Raw genomic sequence first — 14,595 nt, forward strand, 5'->3', positions numbered from 1 at the left:
ATTTTGCGTAGTTCTTGTTCCGTCCCCCAGGACGGCCGCCTGCATCTTGCACGGGCAACGTTGACGCAAATCAAAGCCCGGACTCAGCCTTTATGTCAGCAAAACATGGTCCACAATCCATCAACCGGCATCGCGCAAGCGCGCTGCGAGGCTAAAGACCATGAATCACGTCTCGGAAACCATCTGTTTGGCGATAGGCACCTTCCTTGCATTGCTCGGAGCAGCCTATGCCCACGATAGTTTGTTCGCCGCCCACATGTGGGTCCTATTCTTCGTGCTGCTCATCAGCACTACCGTCATGCTCCGCAGGGTCTCCTTTGCCCCGAACGGCGCTGTGGGAAAAGCATCACCACAATCGGAATATTTCGACGAGGTGGTCAAATACGGCACCATCGCCACCGTTTTCTGGGGCGTCGTCGGTTTCCTGGTCGGCCTGGTGATTGCATTGCAGCTGGCATTCCCGGGGCTCAATATCGAGCCCTGGTTCAACTTCGGCCGCATGCGGCCTCTGCACACGTCGGCCGTCATCTTCGCCTTCGGCGGCAATGCACTGATCGCGACATCCTTTTATGTCGTGCAGCGTACGTCGCGTGCACGCCTCTTCGGCGGCGACCTCGCCTGGTTCGTCTTCTGGGGCTACCAGCTATTCATTGTTATGGCTGCAACCGGTTATCTTCTCGGTATCACGCAGAGCCGCGAATATGCCGAGCCCGAATGGTATGTCGACCTCTGGCTGACGGTCGTCTGGGTCGCCTACCTGGCGGTTTTCCTCGGAACGATCCTGAAACGCAAGGAGCCGCATATCTATGTGGCGAACTGGTTCTATCTGGGCTTCATCGTCACGATCGCCATGCTGCACGTGGTCAACAACCTGGCGGTTCCGGCCTCCTTCCTCGGCGTCAAGAGCTATTCGGCCTTCTCGGGCGTGCAGGATGCCCTGACCCAGTGGTGGTATGGCCACAACGCCGTCGGTTTCTTCCTGACGGCCGGCTTCCTGGGCATGATGTACTACTTCATTCCGAAGCAGGTTAACCGCCCGGTCTATTCGTACCGCCTGTCGATCATCCACTTCTGGGCTCTGATCTTCATGTATATCTGGGCCGGCCCGCATCATCTGCATTACACAGCCCTGCCCGATTGGGCCCAGACGCTGGGCATGGTCTTCTCGGTCATGCTCTGGATGCCCTCCTGGGGCGGCATGATCAACGGCCTGATGACGCTCTCGGGCGCCTGGGACAAGATCCGTACCGACCCGATCGTCCGCATGATGGTCATGGCCGTCGCCTTCTACGGCATGGCGACCTTCGAAGGCCCGATGATGTCGGTCAAGGCGGTCAACTCGCTCAGCCACTATACGGACTGGACGATCGGTCACGTGCACTCGGGTGCGCTCGGCTGGAACGGCCTCATCACCTTCGGAGCGGTCTACTATATGGTGCCGAAACTCTGGAAGCGGGAACGCCTCTATAGCGTCCGGATGGTCAACTGGCACTTCTGGCTCGCCACCCTCGGCATCGTCGTCTATGCGGCGGTCATGTGGGTTGCCGGTGTGCAGCAGGGCCTGATGTGGCGCGAATACGACAACCAGGGCTTCCTCGTCTATTCCTTCGCGGAAACCGTCGCGGCCATGTTCCCCTACTACGTGCTGCGCGCGGTCGGGGGCGGTATGTACCTCGCCGGCGCGCTCATCATGGCCTTCAACATCACCATGACCATCCTCGGCTATCAGCGCAAGGAAGCCTCCATCGGCGGCTCGCTTACTACCCCTGCCCTGCAAGCGGCCGAGTAAGGAGGCTCAGACATGTCCATACTTGACAAACACCATATCATCGAACGCAATGCCACGCTTCTGCTGGTCGGTTCGCTGCTCGTCGTCTCGATCGGCGGCATCGTGGAAATCGCGCCGCTTTTCTATCTCCAGAACACCATCGAGAAGGTGGAAGGAATGCGGCCCTACTCGCCGCTCGAGCTCGCCGGGCGCAACATCTATCTTCGCGAAGGCTGCTACGTCTGCCACAGCCAGATGATCCGCCCCTTCCGCGACGAGGTGGAGCGTTACGGCCACTACAGCCTGGCGGCGGAGTCGATGTACGATCATCCTTTCCAGTGGGGATCGAAGCGTACAGGCCCCGACCTTGCCCGCGTCGGCGATCGCTATTCGAACGAATGGCACGTGCAGCATCTCGTCGAACCGCGCGACGTGGTTCCCGAATCCGTAATGCCCAGCTACGCCTTCCTCAAGGAGACGCCACTCAAGGTCACCGACGTCTCGATGGAACTCAAGGCCAATCGCACCGTCGGCGTGCCTTATACGGACGAGATGATCGAGAACGCCAAGGCCGACCTTTCGGCACAGGCCGACCCGAATGCCGATACGTCGGCACTCGTTGCTCGCTATCCCAAAGCCAAGGTCGGGGATTTCGACGGCAATCCGGGCACTCTGACCGAGATGGATGCGCTGGTCGCCTACCTCCAGATGCTCGGCACGCTGGTCGATTTCTCGACCTACGACGATGCCGCCGGCTACCGCTGAGGAGAAGAGAGATGGAACTCTACACGGCCATGCGCCACTTCGCCGACAGTTGGGGTCTGCTTGCCATGACCCTCTTCTTCATCGGCGTTCTCGTCTTCACCCTGCGCCCGGGCGCAAAAGCCGCGGCCGACGAGGCTGCGCAGATCCCTCTGAAGGAGGACTAACATGGCGGACAAACATATCGATGACCTGAGCGGCGTCGAAACCACCGGCCACGAATGGGACGGCATTCGCGAGCTCAACAATCCCATGCCCCGCTGGTGGGTCTACACCTTCTATGCGACCATTCTCTGGGCGATCGTCTACTGCATTCTCTATCCGGCCTGGCCGCTGGTGACCGGCGCTACCCGCGGCGTTCTCGGTTTCTCGAGCCGCGCGGAGCTTGCCGCCGACATCAATGCGGCGCGGGCCGCGCAGGGAGCCGTGCTTGAGAAAATCTCCAACACGTCCCTCGGCGACATCCTTGCCGATCCGCAACTTTCCCAGTTCGCGACGGCGGGCGGCGCGGCCGCGTTCCGCGTCAACTGCACGCCGTGCCACGGGACGGGCGCGAGCGGCGGCCAGGGTTATCCCAACCTAAACGACGACGAATGGCTCTGGGGCGGCGATATCGACGCAATCTATCAGACCGTTGCACATGGGGTTCGCGACAGCGTCGATCCGGAAACCCGTGTTTCCGAAATGCCGGCGTTCAGCGAAATCCTCAAGCCGGAGGAAGTCAATCAGGTAGCCGCCTACGTCGTCAGCCTGACGGGCACGCCGCGCCAGCCCGGCCTTGTGGAAGCCGGCAAGCAGGTCTTTGCGGATAACTGTGCCGCCTGCCATGGTGAAAAAGCCGAAGGCAAGCGTGACATGGGTGCTCCCAATCTTGCCGACGCTATCTGGCTGAAGGTGCAGAGCGAAGCCGAGGTCGCCAATCAGATCCGCTCGCCGAAACACGGCGTCATGCCCGCCTGGGCAGGTCGTCTCGGCGATACGACGGTGAAGCAGCTCGCCGTCTACATCCACTCTCTCGGCGGCGGGGAGTGATCACTCCCTGCCGTGGGATACAGCAGCTCAATGCCGATCGGGGCGCAAATGCTCCGGTCGTTTCACTTTTTCAGGTTCCGCACGGGCAATTGCTTGGCACAGGTCATGCTAGCCGATCGCATGGCTGGAGCCCTCAAGGCCCTGGCTGACTTTTTTTCTAGCCAAACTGGTATGGCGCTCACGCTTCCGCGAAGCGCGCCGGCCACCACAATTGACCCATGTCAAGGATGGGCGCGTGACGAGGTGAGACAAATAGGGGACAAAGGATTGTTTCCATGAACCTCTATACCGCCCCTGGGGTCGGCCCCGATGAATCGTCCGTTGAACGCATCGACGTCAAGCCGGTGCATTCGCCGGGCAAACCCCGAGAACCGCTCTATGAGAAGCGGAAGAAGATCTTCCCGAAACGCGCGGAAGGGCAATTCCGTCGCTTCAAGTGGCTGGTGATGCTCATCACCCTCGGCATCTATTATCTCACTCCCTGGATCCGCTGGGATCGCGGCCCTTTCGCTCCCGATCAGGCGGTGCTGGTGGATCTTGCCGGCCGTCGCTTCTACTTCTTCTTCATCGAAATCTGGCCCCAGGAATTCTTCTTCGTCGCGGGACTTCTGGTCATGGCGGGCTTCGGCCTTTTCCTCCTGACATCCGCTGTCGGTCGGGCCTGGTGCGGTTATACCTGTCCTCAGACGGTATGGGTCGATCTCTTCCTCGCCGTCGAAGGTTTCGTGGAGGGCGACCGGAATGCGCGCATCAAGCTCGACGCGGCTCCGTGGTCCTTCAACAAGATCTGGAAGCGCGTTGCCAAGCATGCCATCTGGATTGCGATCGCGATCGCCACCGGCGGCGCATGGATCTTCTATTTCGCCGACGCGCCGTCGCTTGCCTTCGATTTCGTCACGGGTCAGGCCGCACCGGTCGCCTATTCGACCGTCGCAATCCTGACAGGCACCACCTATGTCCTCGGCGGGCTGATGCGGGAACAGGTGTGTATCTACATGTGCCCCTGGCCGCGCATCCAAGCCGCCATGCTGGACGAGAATTCGCTCGTCGTAACCTATAACGACTGGCGCGGCGAACCGCGCAGCCGGCATGCCAAAAAGGCCGCCGCTGCAGGGCAACCCGTCGGCGATTGCGTGGATTGCAATGCCTGCGTCGCCGTCTGTCCCATGGGCATCGACATCCGCGACGGCCAGCAGCTCGCCTGCATTACCTGTGCACTCTGCATCGACGCCTGCGACGGGGTCATGGACAAGATCGGCAAGCCGCGCGGCCTCATCGCCTATGCCACCCTCAACGAATACGAAGCGAACATGGCGCTTGCAACGAACGGCGGCACCACCGCCATCGAACCGGCGCGGGTGCGCAAGCCGGACGGCTGGTTCATCGATGCGGTCCGCCATTTCAACTGGCGCATCATCTTCCGTGCACGGACGATGTTCTACTTCGGCGTCTGGGCTGCCGTCGGCCTCGGTCTCGTCTATGCGTTGCTTTCGCGCGACCGGCTGGAGATCAACGTCCTGCATGACCGCAATCCACAGTTCGTCCTGGAATCGGACGGCTCGATCCGCAACGGCTATACGATCAGGCTGCTCAACATGATTCCGGAACCGCGCACGATCCTGGTTTCGATGGACGGGCTTCCGGAGGCGACGATGAAGATCACCGGCGTCACCGATGTGCCCGGCCGCCTGTTTGCGGTTCAGGTGGAACCTGACAAGGCGTTGGCGCTCAAGGTCTTCGTGACCCTTCCGAAGGGCACTCCCTCCACCGGAGCAGACGATTTCCGTTTTATCGCAGAAGATCGGTCCAGCCACGAAAAAGATGCCCACAAGGCGGTCTTCAACACCCCGGAAGCCAAGACAGGAGACAGACGATGAATACGACCTCAGCCAAATCCTTCGTCTTCACCGGCTGGCATATGGCGGCCGTCATGGTGCTCTTTTTCGGCACCATCATCTCGGTCAATATCTACATGGCCTACAATGCCGTGACGAGCTGGAGCGGGCTGGTGGCGGACAATACCTATATTGCGAGCCAGCAGTTCAACAGCAAGGCAGCAGAAGCACGGGCGCTGACTGCGACCGGCGTCACCGGTAAGCTGACTGCGATCGGCTCGACTGTCCGCTACGAGATCAGCCATCCCAAGGACGGGCCGGTGACGGCCGATTCCCTCGTCCTGACATTCAAGCGGCCGGTTGGCGAACATCAGGATTTCGAACTTGACCTGAAGCCAGCCGGCAAGGGAGTTTTTTCCGCCACCCATGAATTGCTGCCCGGTCATTGGATCGTCGATGCGAGCGCCATGCGGGACGGCCACCGTGTACTGCACCAGGTCGAACGCATCGCTATCATCGGGGGACGGGAATGAGTTGCTGCGCGCCCGGGGCCGACGGTTCGTTCGATCACCCCCTACCCTCTTCGGAGGAACTGATGCTCTCGAGCCGGATTGTCGGCCCGGGACTTCGGCAAACGGATCTCAGCGTGCCGCAGGTTCACTGCGGCACCTGCATCACCACCATCGAAAAAGCGCTGAAGACGTTGCCCTTCGTCGATCGCGCCAGGGTCAATCTCTCCACGAAGCGCGTATCGATCGTCTGGAAGGAAAGGACGGGCACTGATCCTGCCGATCCCGCCGCCTTGGCGAAAGCGATCGTCAATGCAACGGGTTACGATGCGCACTTGTTCGTGAACGCCGAGGACATGGGTGAGAACCTGCAGCGGGAACTGATCCGGGCCGTCGCGCTTTGCGGCTTCGCCGCAGCCAATATCATGCTGCTCTCGGTTTCGGTATGGTCCGGGGCGGAGGCTGCCACCCGTGATCTCTTTCACTGGATCTCCGCGCTGATTGCAGCCCCCGCGCTGATCTATGGCGGCCGGTTCTTCTATCAGTCCGCATGGCACGCGCTTCGCCGCGGCCGTACCAACATGGACGTACCGATCGCACTCGCCATCACGCTTTCTTACGGGGTCTCGCTCTGGGAGACGATGCATCACGGGGAGCACGCCTGGTTTGACGCGACGGTCTCGCTGCTCTTCTTCCTGCTGATCGGCCGCACCCTGGACCACATCATGCGGGATCGCGCACGATCGGCGATTACCGGACTGGCCCGGCTTTCACCGCGCGGGGCAATGGTGATCGGCGAAGACGGCTCGCACGAATACCGCGCCGTGGAAGACATCCTGCCGGGCAACCAGGTGGCGATCGCTATGGGTGAGCGCGTACCGGTCGACGGGATCGTCGAAAGCGGTGCAAGCGACATCGATGTGTCCATCGTCAACGGGGAAAGCGCGCCGAGATCGGTCAAGGCCGGCGATGCAGTTCAGGCAGGCACCGTGAGCCTAACCGGCTCCCTGATACTGAGGGCGACAGCCGCCGCAAAGGATTCCTTCCTCTCCGAGGTCATTTCGCTGATGGAGGCCGCCGAAGGAGGAAGAGCACGTTATCGCCGCATTGCCGACCGCGCCGCTCAATATTATTCGCCTGCGGTCCATCTTCTGGCTCTGACATCCTTCCTTTACTGGGGCCTTGCGGGCGGGGACTGGAAACGGGCCATGCTGATCGCCATCGCCGTGCTGATCATCACCTGCCCCTGCGCGCTTGGCCTTGCGGTTCCGGTCGTGCAGGTGGTTGCCGCCGGGCGACTGTTCAGGAACGGCATCATGGTCAAGGACGGTTCGGCCATGGAACGACTGGCCGAGGTCGATACCGTGCTGTTCGACAAGACCGGTACATTGACCCTCGGCAGGCCGACATTGATCGATGTCGGAAAGGCGACGCCGTGCCATCTTGCCGTTGCGGCCGGTCTTGCGGCCCATTCGCGCCATCCTTTGTCCAAGGCGCTCTACGGCATCGCTTCCGGCCCCATCCCGGTTTTCGACGGGGTGGAGGAGTTGCCGGGCAAAGGCCTGCAGGGCCGGACCGCAAAGGGCATGTACAGGCTGGGAAACCGGCGTTTTGCCTGTGGCGAAAACAATGACGAGGCAGCCGATCCCTCCACTCTCGAAGTCGTATTGTCACGCGATGGGCAGGAGCTCGCGACATTCCGGTTCGAGGATCAGATTCGTCCGGGCGCCGGCCTTGCTGTCGGCAAACTCTCGGCCAAGGGCTTTTCGACCGGCATCCTGTCCGGCGACCGCAGGGGTACGGTTCGCGTTCTCGCGCAGCGTCTCGGCGTCGACCGATGGCAGGCGGAGCTTTCGCCACGGGAGAAGGCCGAATTTTGTGAGACGCTTGCGAAGGAAGGCCGCAAGGCGGTGATGGTGGGCGACGGCATCAACGATGCGCCGGCGCTGGCTGCCGCGCATGTTTCGATTGCGCCGGCGACCGCAGCCGATATCGGCCGGCAGGCCGCCGATTTCGTTTTCATGCACGAGAACCTCGAATCGGTGCCGCTGGCGATCGACGTCTCACGACGCGCCGGACGGCTGATCCGCGAGAACTTCGCTCTCGCGATCGGTTACAACATCATTGCCGTGCCGATTGCACTGGCGGGGCACGCGACACCCCTCATCGCAGCCATTGCGATGTCCACGTCGTCGATCATCGTGGTCGCCAATGCGCTTCGGCTCAATCGGCTCGCAGCGACGGAGCATCTCGCCACGGCTCCGGCAGGATCTACTCAGATGCCGTCCCGGAAGGCGCATTTCGCATGAACATGCTGATCTATCTCATCCCGATCGCACTTTTCCTCAGTGGATTGGGCCTTTTTGCCTTCCTGTGGTCCTTGAAGAACGGACAGTACGAAGATCTCGACGGCGCCGCCTGGCGCGCGCTGCAGGAAGACCCGCCGGAGTAGCCGAGCCGCCGGCCTTGGGAATCATCCGGTGTCGGTGATGATCGTCAGATGCATCCGGGGCGCATCTCCTGGCGAGGCCATTGATGCGGAAAGGCGCGGAATCTCTCCCGCCCCTTAATCCTGCCACGGCGCGCAAGGCGCAATCCGGCACTCAACCGGATTTCGTTGAGCCTAGGTGTTTTAGTCCAAGAGTTCCCGAAGCCGCTTCGCGAGTTCTCGCGCGGTATAAGGTTTCTTGAGCCAGCTTCCCGACTGCGCAAGCTCGCGCCCGGCAATCGCCGGCTCGGCATACCCCGAGGTGAAAAGCACCTTGATTTCCGGTCGCAGGGTACGCACTTCGACTGCCAGTTCGTCCCCCGTCATCCCGCCGGGCATGACGATATCGGTAAACAGGAGCGCGATGTCATCATTGCGGGCGAGCTGATTCAGCGCCTCCGCGCCCGTCGATGCTTCCACGACCGTATAGCCGAAACCGGTCAAGCGCGAGACGGTGACCCGGCGCACCCTGGCATCATCCTCGACCACGAGAATCTTCTCCGTGCCCGCCGGAATGTCCGGCGCCTTCTGGATGCCCGTACTCTCCGGTTCGACACCAGAAACGAGCTTGCTGACTGCGGGCAGGAAAATCCTGACGCTCGTGCCCTGTCCGGGCTCGCTGTATATATGAACGTTGCCGCCGGACTGTTTGGCGAAACCGTAGACCATGCTGAGCCCAAGGCCCGTTCCCGAACCAAGACCCTTGGTGGTGAAGAAAGGCTCGAAGGCCTTCTCCTTGACGTCGGAGGTCATGCCTGTTCCGGTATCCGTCACAGAGATCAAGACATAGTCTCCGGTGCGGGCGTGCGGATACATCTGAGCGTAGTCGACATCCAGGCGGACTCGGGAAATCTCGATCGTCAGTTTGCCACCGCGCGGCATCGCGTCACGCGCATTGAGAGCGAGGTTCAAAAGCGCGTTCTGCAGCTGGGAGCCATCGACCAGGGCTTCATTGGAAGCCCCATTGACGATGGTCCTGAATTCGATCGTCTCACCGAGCGTGCGACGCAGCAGGTCTGAAAATCCGGACACGAGATTTCCGACATCCACCAGTTTGGGATTGAGCGGCTGGCGGCGTCCAAAAGCCAGCAACTGACCTGTGAGCTTGGCGCCATCCTCGGCGGCATCCTGCGCCTCGCGCAGCAGGATGCGCAATCTCTCATCCGCAAGCCTGTCCTCGATCATTTCCAGATTACCGCTGATGACGGTCAGGAGATTGTTGAAATCATGCGCGAGGCCGCCGGTGAGCTGACCGATCGCTTCCATCTTCTGCGATTGCCTGAGCTCTTCCTCGATCTTGTGACGACTGGTCAGGTCACGGATAAAGCCAGTGAAGATGCGTTTGCCGTCCGTCACGGCTTCGCCGACTGCAAGCTCCATGGGGAACACCGATCTGTCTTTGCGTTGTCCTGTGACGACACGCCCGTAACCGATGATGCGGCGCTCGCCTGTGTGCAAGTAGCGGGAGATATAGCTGTCGTGCGCCTCGCGGTCCGGTGACGGCATCAGGATCTTGACGTTTCGTCCGAAGACCTCGTCCTCCGTATAACCGAACAATCGCTCCGCTGCCGCACTGAAGGATGTGATCGTTCCGGCCTCGTCGATAACCACCATCGCCTCGGGGACGGTGTCCAGGATCGAGCGCAGATGCGCTTCCCGTTCGGCCAGATTATTCTGCACCCTTTTCATCTCCGTGATGTCATTGTTGGTCTGGATGATGACCGTCGAGCCACCTCCGGACGGGTTGACGGCCACCCATCGCGTTGCCACGAACACCGCCCGGCCGTTCTTGTGCCGATGAACGACTTCACCTTCCCAGGAATGATGCATCCGGACGTGCCGGCGAATCTCGCCGATCGGCTGCGGAAACTGCGTTGCAAGGAGCTCGTGAGCCACCTTGCCGACCGCTTCCGCTCTGGTCCAGCCATAGAGCTGCTCGCAACCGCTCGTCCATCGGCCGATGATTCCATCTTCTCCATGGACAATAAGGTTTGCGTCATTGAGCACATTCGTGACTGCGTCGAGAAGGTGTTCGGTTGCTTCGTTGCGCGTCGTGCCGTTCATTCCGGTCCCGTGGGTAAAAATCGTCAGTGGCGCCGACGATCCCCCTGGACTGCAAGATCACGCCGCGCTTCCTGGTATTCATCGCCGTCTCCGGCGAGTTGTGCAAGCGCTCCAGGTTTTTCAACCTTGATGAGATGCCGTGCCGCAGGGTTTGCGACGCTTACGACACCCTTGCCGATAAGTTTGGTGATGGAGCGGGAAACCGTTTCGATCGTCAGCCCCAGATAGTCTGCCATGTCCTGCCTGGTCATCGGCAGTTCGATGACCGCTGCACGGCCACCTTCAGTCGTCGTCCGCTGCAGATGCTTGTGGAGAAAGGTGCAGAGCCGTTCCTCGGCGCTCTTGCACGACAGCAGCACCATCTGATCCTGGGCCGCGGCCATCTCGTCGCACACTTTCGAAAACACCTTCGGGCGGAGTTCGTCGGATTCGGCGACGGCACAGTCGAAAGCCTTACGGGTCAGCCTGCGGATTTTTGCCGGAGCGATAGCCTCGGCGCTGTAAAGATATCTTTCCTTCAGCGAGACACCGACGATATCGCCGGCATAGAGAAAACCGGTGATCACACGCCGGCCGTCGGAGATGATCCGGAAAATCCGGAGCGTGCCTTCCATTACCTCGAAGACATGTTTGGCCTCGTCGCCTTCGAAGAACAGGGGCTGACCGGGCATGAAATGTTCAACCGGCTGCTTGGTAAAAAGCGCATGCAGGCATTCCGCCTCCTGGAAAGGAGTGGCTTTCGCAATCTGATGGGCATTTGCATAGCTGGTGAGAAACACTGGCCTCGCCTCCGTTCGTCGATAGAGGCAATTCACCAGTGCGCAGTAACATCCGAATGCCGAGCGTGTGAAAAATGGTGCGATTTTGTAACAGTCTGTAACAGCGGCGACGGCGGGGCTGCAACGAGGAGAAACAAACCCGTCAGGCGACGAGATGCCTGTCTTCCGGACGAAGATTGGCCAGCACTCTCGCCTGGATATCGGCCGCATCGCCGCCGTTCAGCGGTACAGGCCCTTGTGGCGGCCCATCCTTCGGCGGCCTGGCAACGGCGATCGGCAACAGTTCAAGCTTTTCACAAGCGCCGTCATTGACGAGGGTCAAGCGGATCGCGGCGCTGCGCCAGACATCGACGCCCTTCTCGTCATAGGTTGCCGACCGTCGAGTGTGGAACACAAAGTTGCCGAGCCCGGGAATGATCGCCCTTCCTCGGTGGAAGGAGACGGGCTGCATGACGGGGGCGCCGGTGCCGAGGATCAGGTCCGCGCCATCATCGATCAGGCCGCGGCAGAGATCAAGCAGCCAGTCAGGCGAGGCCTTCCAGTTTGAGTCCCAGTGATGGCCGTGGATCGCCACCGCCGCCAGATGACCTGCAGCCTTGGCGGCAGTGATGCCGGTGATCAATCGCGCCCTGTCCTTTTCATCTGCTGTCCAACGAGCGCCGATTTCGCCACCTATCGCAACCGAGGTGCCGAAGACTTCGAGTTCCGGGCGCTCTCCGAGGTCATATCCGACTGCTGCACGAGCTGCGGCGCGCTTGTCGTCGCCAAGCGAACCAACGATCCTTTTAAGGGTCTCGAACTCCGCCGACGGCACGGTGACCATCCGCCTCATGCGAAGCGGCGCAATGCCGCCTCGGTCGGACGAGGCATAGTTGATGTCCGGCTGCGGACCGAGGTCGACGGAGAAAATCGCCAGCGATTTGTCCTGTCCGGGAATGATCACCGGGACGGCGGCTTCATCGATATTTGCGCCGCTCCCGGCAATTTTCAGTCCCGATGCCTCTGCTGCAATCCGTGTCGAGGCTATGCCAGGCGGGCCGAGGTCGAAGGCATGGTTGTTGGCATGCGTTACGGCGTTGAAGCCGAGCTGCCGCACCGACGCAAGTGCTTCGGTCGAGGCGAGATGGAGCGTCTTCGTCTTAGTCGGCCAGGCGCCCACTGTCTTCACCGTCGCCTCCAGGTTTCCGAAGGTGACGTCCGCCTTCAGGAAATTCATGACTTCGCGCTGCTCCTCACCTGAGAGATCGAGCGGGCCGTGGATGAGGATCTGTCCGGTGACGGCGACGGTGAGCGGCATTGTCGGATCCCGAGGTCATTTTCCGAAAGGCTTCAGCGCCACCATCGCCTCCCGGCCGACGATCGGCAAGCGGATGGCCGAAGGCCGTATGGCATCGCAGAACACCGTATTGCGGGCGACCTGTGTCGCCCGGCCCCGGCCCTCTGGCGCATAGGTGTTCGGGTTGACGTCGTACTTAGGGAAGTTCGACGAGGAAATGTCCAGCCGGATGCGGTGCCCCCTGGCAAAGAGGTTGGCGGTCGCGAAAGGCTCGATCGTCACCTTCAATACCTCGCCCGCCACGATCGGCTCCGGCTTCTCGAAGGATTTCCGGTAGCGGCAACGAATGATACCGTCGGTGATATTGAGCGCATAACCGGTCGGATAGTCCTTGCTCGGCGGGTAGACGTCGATGAGCTTTGCCGTGAAATCGGTGTCCGGAGCATCCGAAGAAACGTACAGCTCAACAGTGATGGGGCCGACAACGGCGATGTCTTCGACCAGAACCTCGGTCTCGAAAGAGAGTACGTCGGCACGGGCCGAAAGCGGCAGACCGAGGTGTTTCGAACCGTAAAACTGTTCGCCCTCGCGCTGGTCGAAACCGCCGCCTTCGAAGATCGGCTGGCCACTGGTCAGCGAACCGCCGATGGTCGGCACCGGGTTCTTCGGATCGAAATCGTAGACGAAGGGAGCGGCGTCGGCCTTGGGCTTGTCCGTGGAAAGCGAGCCGTTCTGGTGGATGTAAAAATTGCGGAATTCGGTGCCCGGCAGCGGCCAGTCCGTGGCCTCGATCCAGCGGCCGCCATGATCCAGCAGGCCTTGAGGAGTGCGGCTGCCGGAACCACCGCCCATGACGAAGGCGCGTACTGTGGGCTCACCGGAAACACCGTTTTCCTTACCCTTCAACCAACGATCGAACCAGTTGCGGCGGAAGGCGAGCCAGCTCTCGACGACATTGCCGCCAAGCGGCGCTGTCGGCCCGAAAGAGGTATCCCCGGCGAGTGTTGTATTGCGATTGCCGTGCAGCCACGGTCCCATGATGAGCTGCAGCGGCCGGCTCTTCTTGCCGGAAAGGCCGCGGTAGTTGTCGAGGGTCGACTTTACGTAGGCGTCGTACCAGCTCGACATCAGCACGACAGGCACTTCCGGAAAGGTTTCGTAGAAGCCCTCCATATAGAGCCCGACGCGGCGCCAGCTTTCGTCGAACGTGCCGCTGCGCCATTGTTCCAGCAGGTAGCTCTCGTATTCCGGCATCCAGCGCACCGGCGAGTTGCCTTCGCTCCAGGGCATGACGTTGAACCAGGCGCGGACGTCCTCGGCCTCGATCGCCGCGCGGGCCAGTTCATCGCCCTCGCCGATCGCCTGGTTATAGGCCCAGGTCGCCTGCTTCAGTTCGAATGCGCCGCCCTGGCGGATGCCGCATTGGTAGGCGTTCGAAAACCCGCCCGAATCCATGACCATGCAGGCCAGCCCCGGCGGGTTGAGGCAAGCGAGCGCCGCCTGCGTATGCGCCGCATAGGAAAGGCCCATCGTGCCGAACCGGCCGTTGGACCAGTCCTGTTCCACCAGCCAGCGGGCGGTATCGTAGCCGTCGGCGGCTTCGGAAATGTATTTGCTGAATTCGCCTTCGGAATTGTGGCGGCCGCGGCAATCCTGATAGATCACCACATATCCCGCCCGGACGAAATAGGTTGCCACCTCATGGCGCCTCATCGGCTCCGCCATGCCCACTTCGATCTCGGAGCGCGAGCGCTCCGCCTTGCCGTAGGGCGTGCGCTCCATGATCGCCGGCAATCTGCCTTCGACCACCTGGCTGTCCTTGGCAGGACGGTAGACATCTGTCGCGAGCCTTATGCCGTCGCGCATCGTCACTGTCACATCGCGTTCGACGACCACGTCGTCGGTTATCACCTCGAAGCGCGATGGCGTCAGGGTATCCATGTCCATATCCTCGAAAATATTGGGGGAACCAGTTTGATGACAAACCTCCGCCCCGTATTCCACGTCATCCTCGGGCTTGTCCCGAGGATGACGGCAAAGAGGGTGCCACCTCTGTGGACAGCCCGCCCTCTCCTTTGCAGC

Annotated in this window: 12 protein-coding genes; 8 read left to right on the plus strand and 4 right to left on the minus strand. The window is 61.1% G+C overall.

Features of this window, described 5'->3' with window-relative positions:
• Positions 1-160 precede the first annotated feature (160 nt).
• The 8 genes from ccoN to ccoS all read left to right on the plus strand — a co-directional run bounded on the left by ccoN (position 161) and on the right by ccoS (position 8,358).
• Positions 161-1,789 (plus strand): cytochrome-c oxidase, cbb3-type subunit I, encoded by a 1,629-nt coding sequence (gene ccoN, locus DMO26_RS22710; protein WP_117194433.1) that lies wholly within the window; start codon positions 161-163, stop codon positions 1,787-1,789.
• Positions 1,790-1,801: 12 nt separating this feature from the next.
• On the plus strand, positions 1,802-2,533 hold the full coding sequence (gene ccoO, locus DMO26_RS22715; protein ID WP_117194434.1) for a cytochrome-c oxidase, cbb3-type subunit II: 732 nt from the start codon (positions 1,802-1,804) through the stop codon (positions 2,531-2,533).
• Positions 2,534-2,544: 11 nt separating this feature from the next.
• Positions 2,545-2,697 (plus strand): cbb3-type cytochrome c oxidase subunit 3, encoded by a 153-nt coding sequence (locus DMO26_RS22720; protein WP_117194435.1) that lies wholly within the window; start codon positions 2,545-2,547, stop codon positions 2,695-2,697.
• Position 2,698: 1 nt separating this feature from the next.
• Entirely contained in the window at positions 2,699-3,562 is an 864-nt protein-coding gene (gene ccoP, locus DMO26_RS22725; RefSeq protein ID WP_117194436.1) for a cytochrome-c oxidase, cbb3-type subunit III, read from the plus strand.
• A gap of 275 nt (positions 3,563-3,837) precedes the next feature.
• Positions 3,838-5,439, plus strand: a complete 1,602-nt coding sequence (gene ccoG / locus DMO26_RS22735) for a cytochrome c oxidase accessory protein CcoG (RefSeq protein ID WP_117194438.1) — start codon at positions 3,838-3,840, stop codon at positions 5,437-5,439.
• Positions 5,436-5,930, plus strand: a complete 495-nt coding sequence (locus DMO26_RS22740) for a FixH family protein (RefSeq protein WP_117194439.1) — start codon at positions 5,436-5,438, stop codon at positions 5,928-5,930. The genes ccoG and DMO26_RS22740 overlap by 4 nt, the downstream gene beginning before the upstream one ends.
• On the plus strand, positions 5,927-8,215 hold the full coding sequence (locus DMO26_RS22745; protein ID WP_117194440.1) for a cation-translocating P-type ATPase: 2,289 nt from the start codon (positions 5,927-5,929) through the stop codon (positions 8,213-8,215). Before DMO26_RS22740 ends, DMO26_RS22745 begins: the two co-directional genes overlap by 4 nt.
• Positions 8,212-8,358 carry a cbb3-type cytochrome oxidase assembly protein CcoS gene (gene ccoS / locus DMO26_RS22750; protein ID WP_117194441.1) on the plus strand — a complete coding sequence of 49 codons (147 nt, stop codon included), beginning with the start codon at positions 8,212-8,214 and terminating at the stop codon, positions 8,356-8,358. Before DMO26_RS22745 ends, ccoS begins: the two co-directional genes overlap by 4 nt.
• Before the next feature lie 180 nt (positions 8,359-8,538).
• Here the strand turns inward: ccoS and DMO26_RS22755 are convergent, their stop codons facing one another.
• The 4 genes from DMO26_RS22755 to DMO26_RS22770 form a co-directional block, all read right to left on the minus strand.
• The gene (locus DMO26_RS22755) at positions 8,539-10,458 is read right to left on the minus strand and encodes a hybrid sensor histidine kinase/response regulator (RefSeq protein WP_117194442.1); all 1,920 of its coding nucleotides are present in this window, start codon (positions 10,456-10,458) and stop codon (positions 8,539-8,541) included.
• Positions 10,459-10,481: 23 nt separating this feature from the next.
• The gene (locus DMO26_RS22760; protein WP_226951388.1) at positions 10,482-11,237 is read right to left on the minus strand and encodes a helix-turn-helix domain-containing protein; all 756 of its coding nucleotides are present in this window, start codon (positions 11,235-11,237) and stop codon (positions 10,482-10,484) included.
• Between the two features lie 142 nt (positions 11,238-11,379).
• Entirely contained in the window at positions 11,380-12,534 is a 1,155-nt protein-coding gene (locus DMO26_RS22765; protein ID WP_117194443.1) for a CapA family protein, read from the minus strand.
• Between the two features lie 15 nt (positions 12,535-12,549).
• On the minus strand, positions 12,550-14,454 hold the full coding sequence (locus tag DMO26_RS22770; protein ID WP_117194491.1) for a CocE/NonD family hydrolase: 1,905 nt from the start codon (positions 14,452-14,454) through the stop codon (positions 12,550-12,552).
• Between the last annotated feature and the right edge of the window lie 141 nt (positions 14,455-14,595).

The organism is Rhizobium terrae (assembly GCF_003425685.1).
Taxonomy (GTDB): domain Bacteria; phylum Pseudomonadota; class Alphaproteobacteria; order Rhizobiales; family Rhizobiaceae; genus Neorhizobium; species Neorhizobium terrae.

Coding starts and splice junctions, on each gene's coding strand:
- DMO26_RS22765 (WP_117194443.1), bottom strand. CDS start 12,534: ATGCCGCTCACCGTCGCCGTCACCGGACAGATCCTCATCCACGGCCCG.
- ccoO (WP_117194434.1), top strand. CDS start 1,802: ATGTCCATACTTGACAAACACCATATCATCGAACGCAATGCCACGCTT.
- ccoP (WP_117194436.1), top strand. CDS start 2,699: ATGGCGGACAAACATATCGATGACCTGAGCGGCGTCGAAACCACCGGC.
- DMO26_RS22755 (WP_117194442.1), bottom strand. CDS start 10,458: ATGAACGGCACGACGCGCAACGAAGCAACCGAACACCTTCTCGACGCA.
- DMO26_RS22720 (WP_117194435.1), top strand. CDS start 2,545: ATGGAACTCTACACGGCCATGCGCCACTTCGCCGACAGTTGGGGTCTG.
- ccoG (WP_117194438.1), top strand. CDS start 3,838: ATGAACCTCTATACCGCCCCTGGGGTCGGCCCCGATGAATCGTCCGTT.
- ccoS (WP_117194441.1), top strand. CDS start 8,212: ATGAACATGCTGATCTATCTCATCCCGATCGCACTTTTCCTCAGTGGA.
- DMO26_RS22740 (WP_117194439.1), top strand. CDS start 5,436: ATGAATACGACCTCAGCCAAATCCTTCGTCTTCACCGGCTGGCATATG.
- DMO26_RS22745 (WP_117194440.1), top strand. CDS start 5,927: ATGAGTTGCTGCGCGCCCGGGGCCGACGGTTCGTTCGATCACCCCCTA.
- DMO26_RS22770 (WP_117194491.1), bottom strand. CDS start 14,454: ATGGATACCCTGACGCCATCGCGCTTCGAGGTGATAACCGACGACGTG.
- ccoN (WP_117194433.1), top strand. CDS start 161: ATGAATCACGTCTCGGAAACCATCTGTTTGGCGATAGGCACCTTCCTT.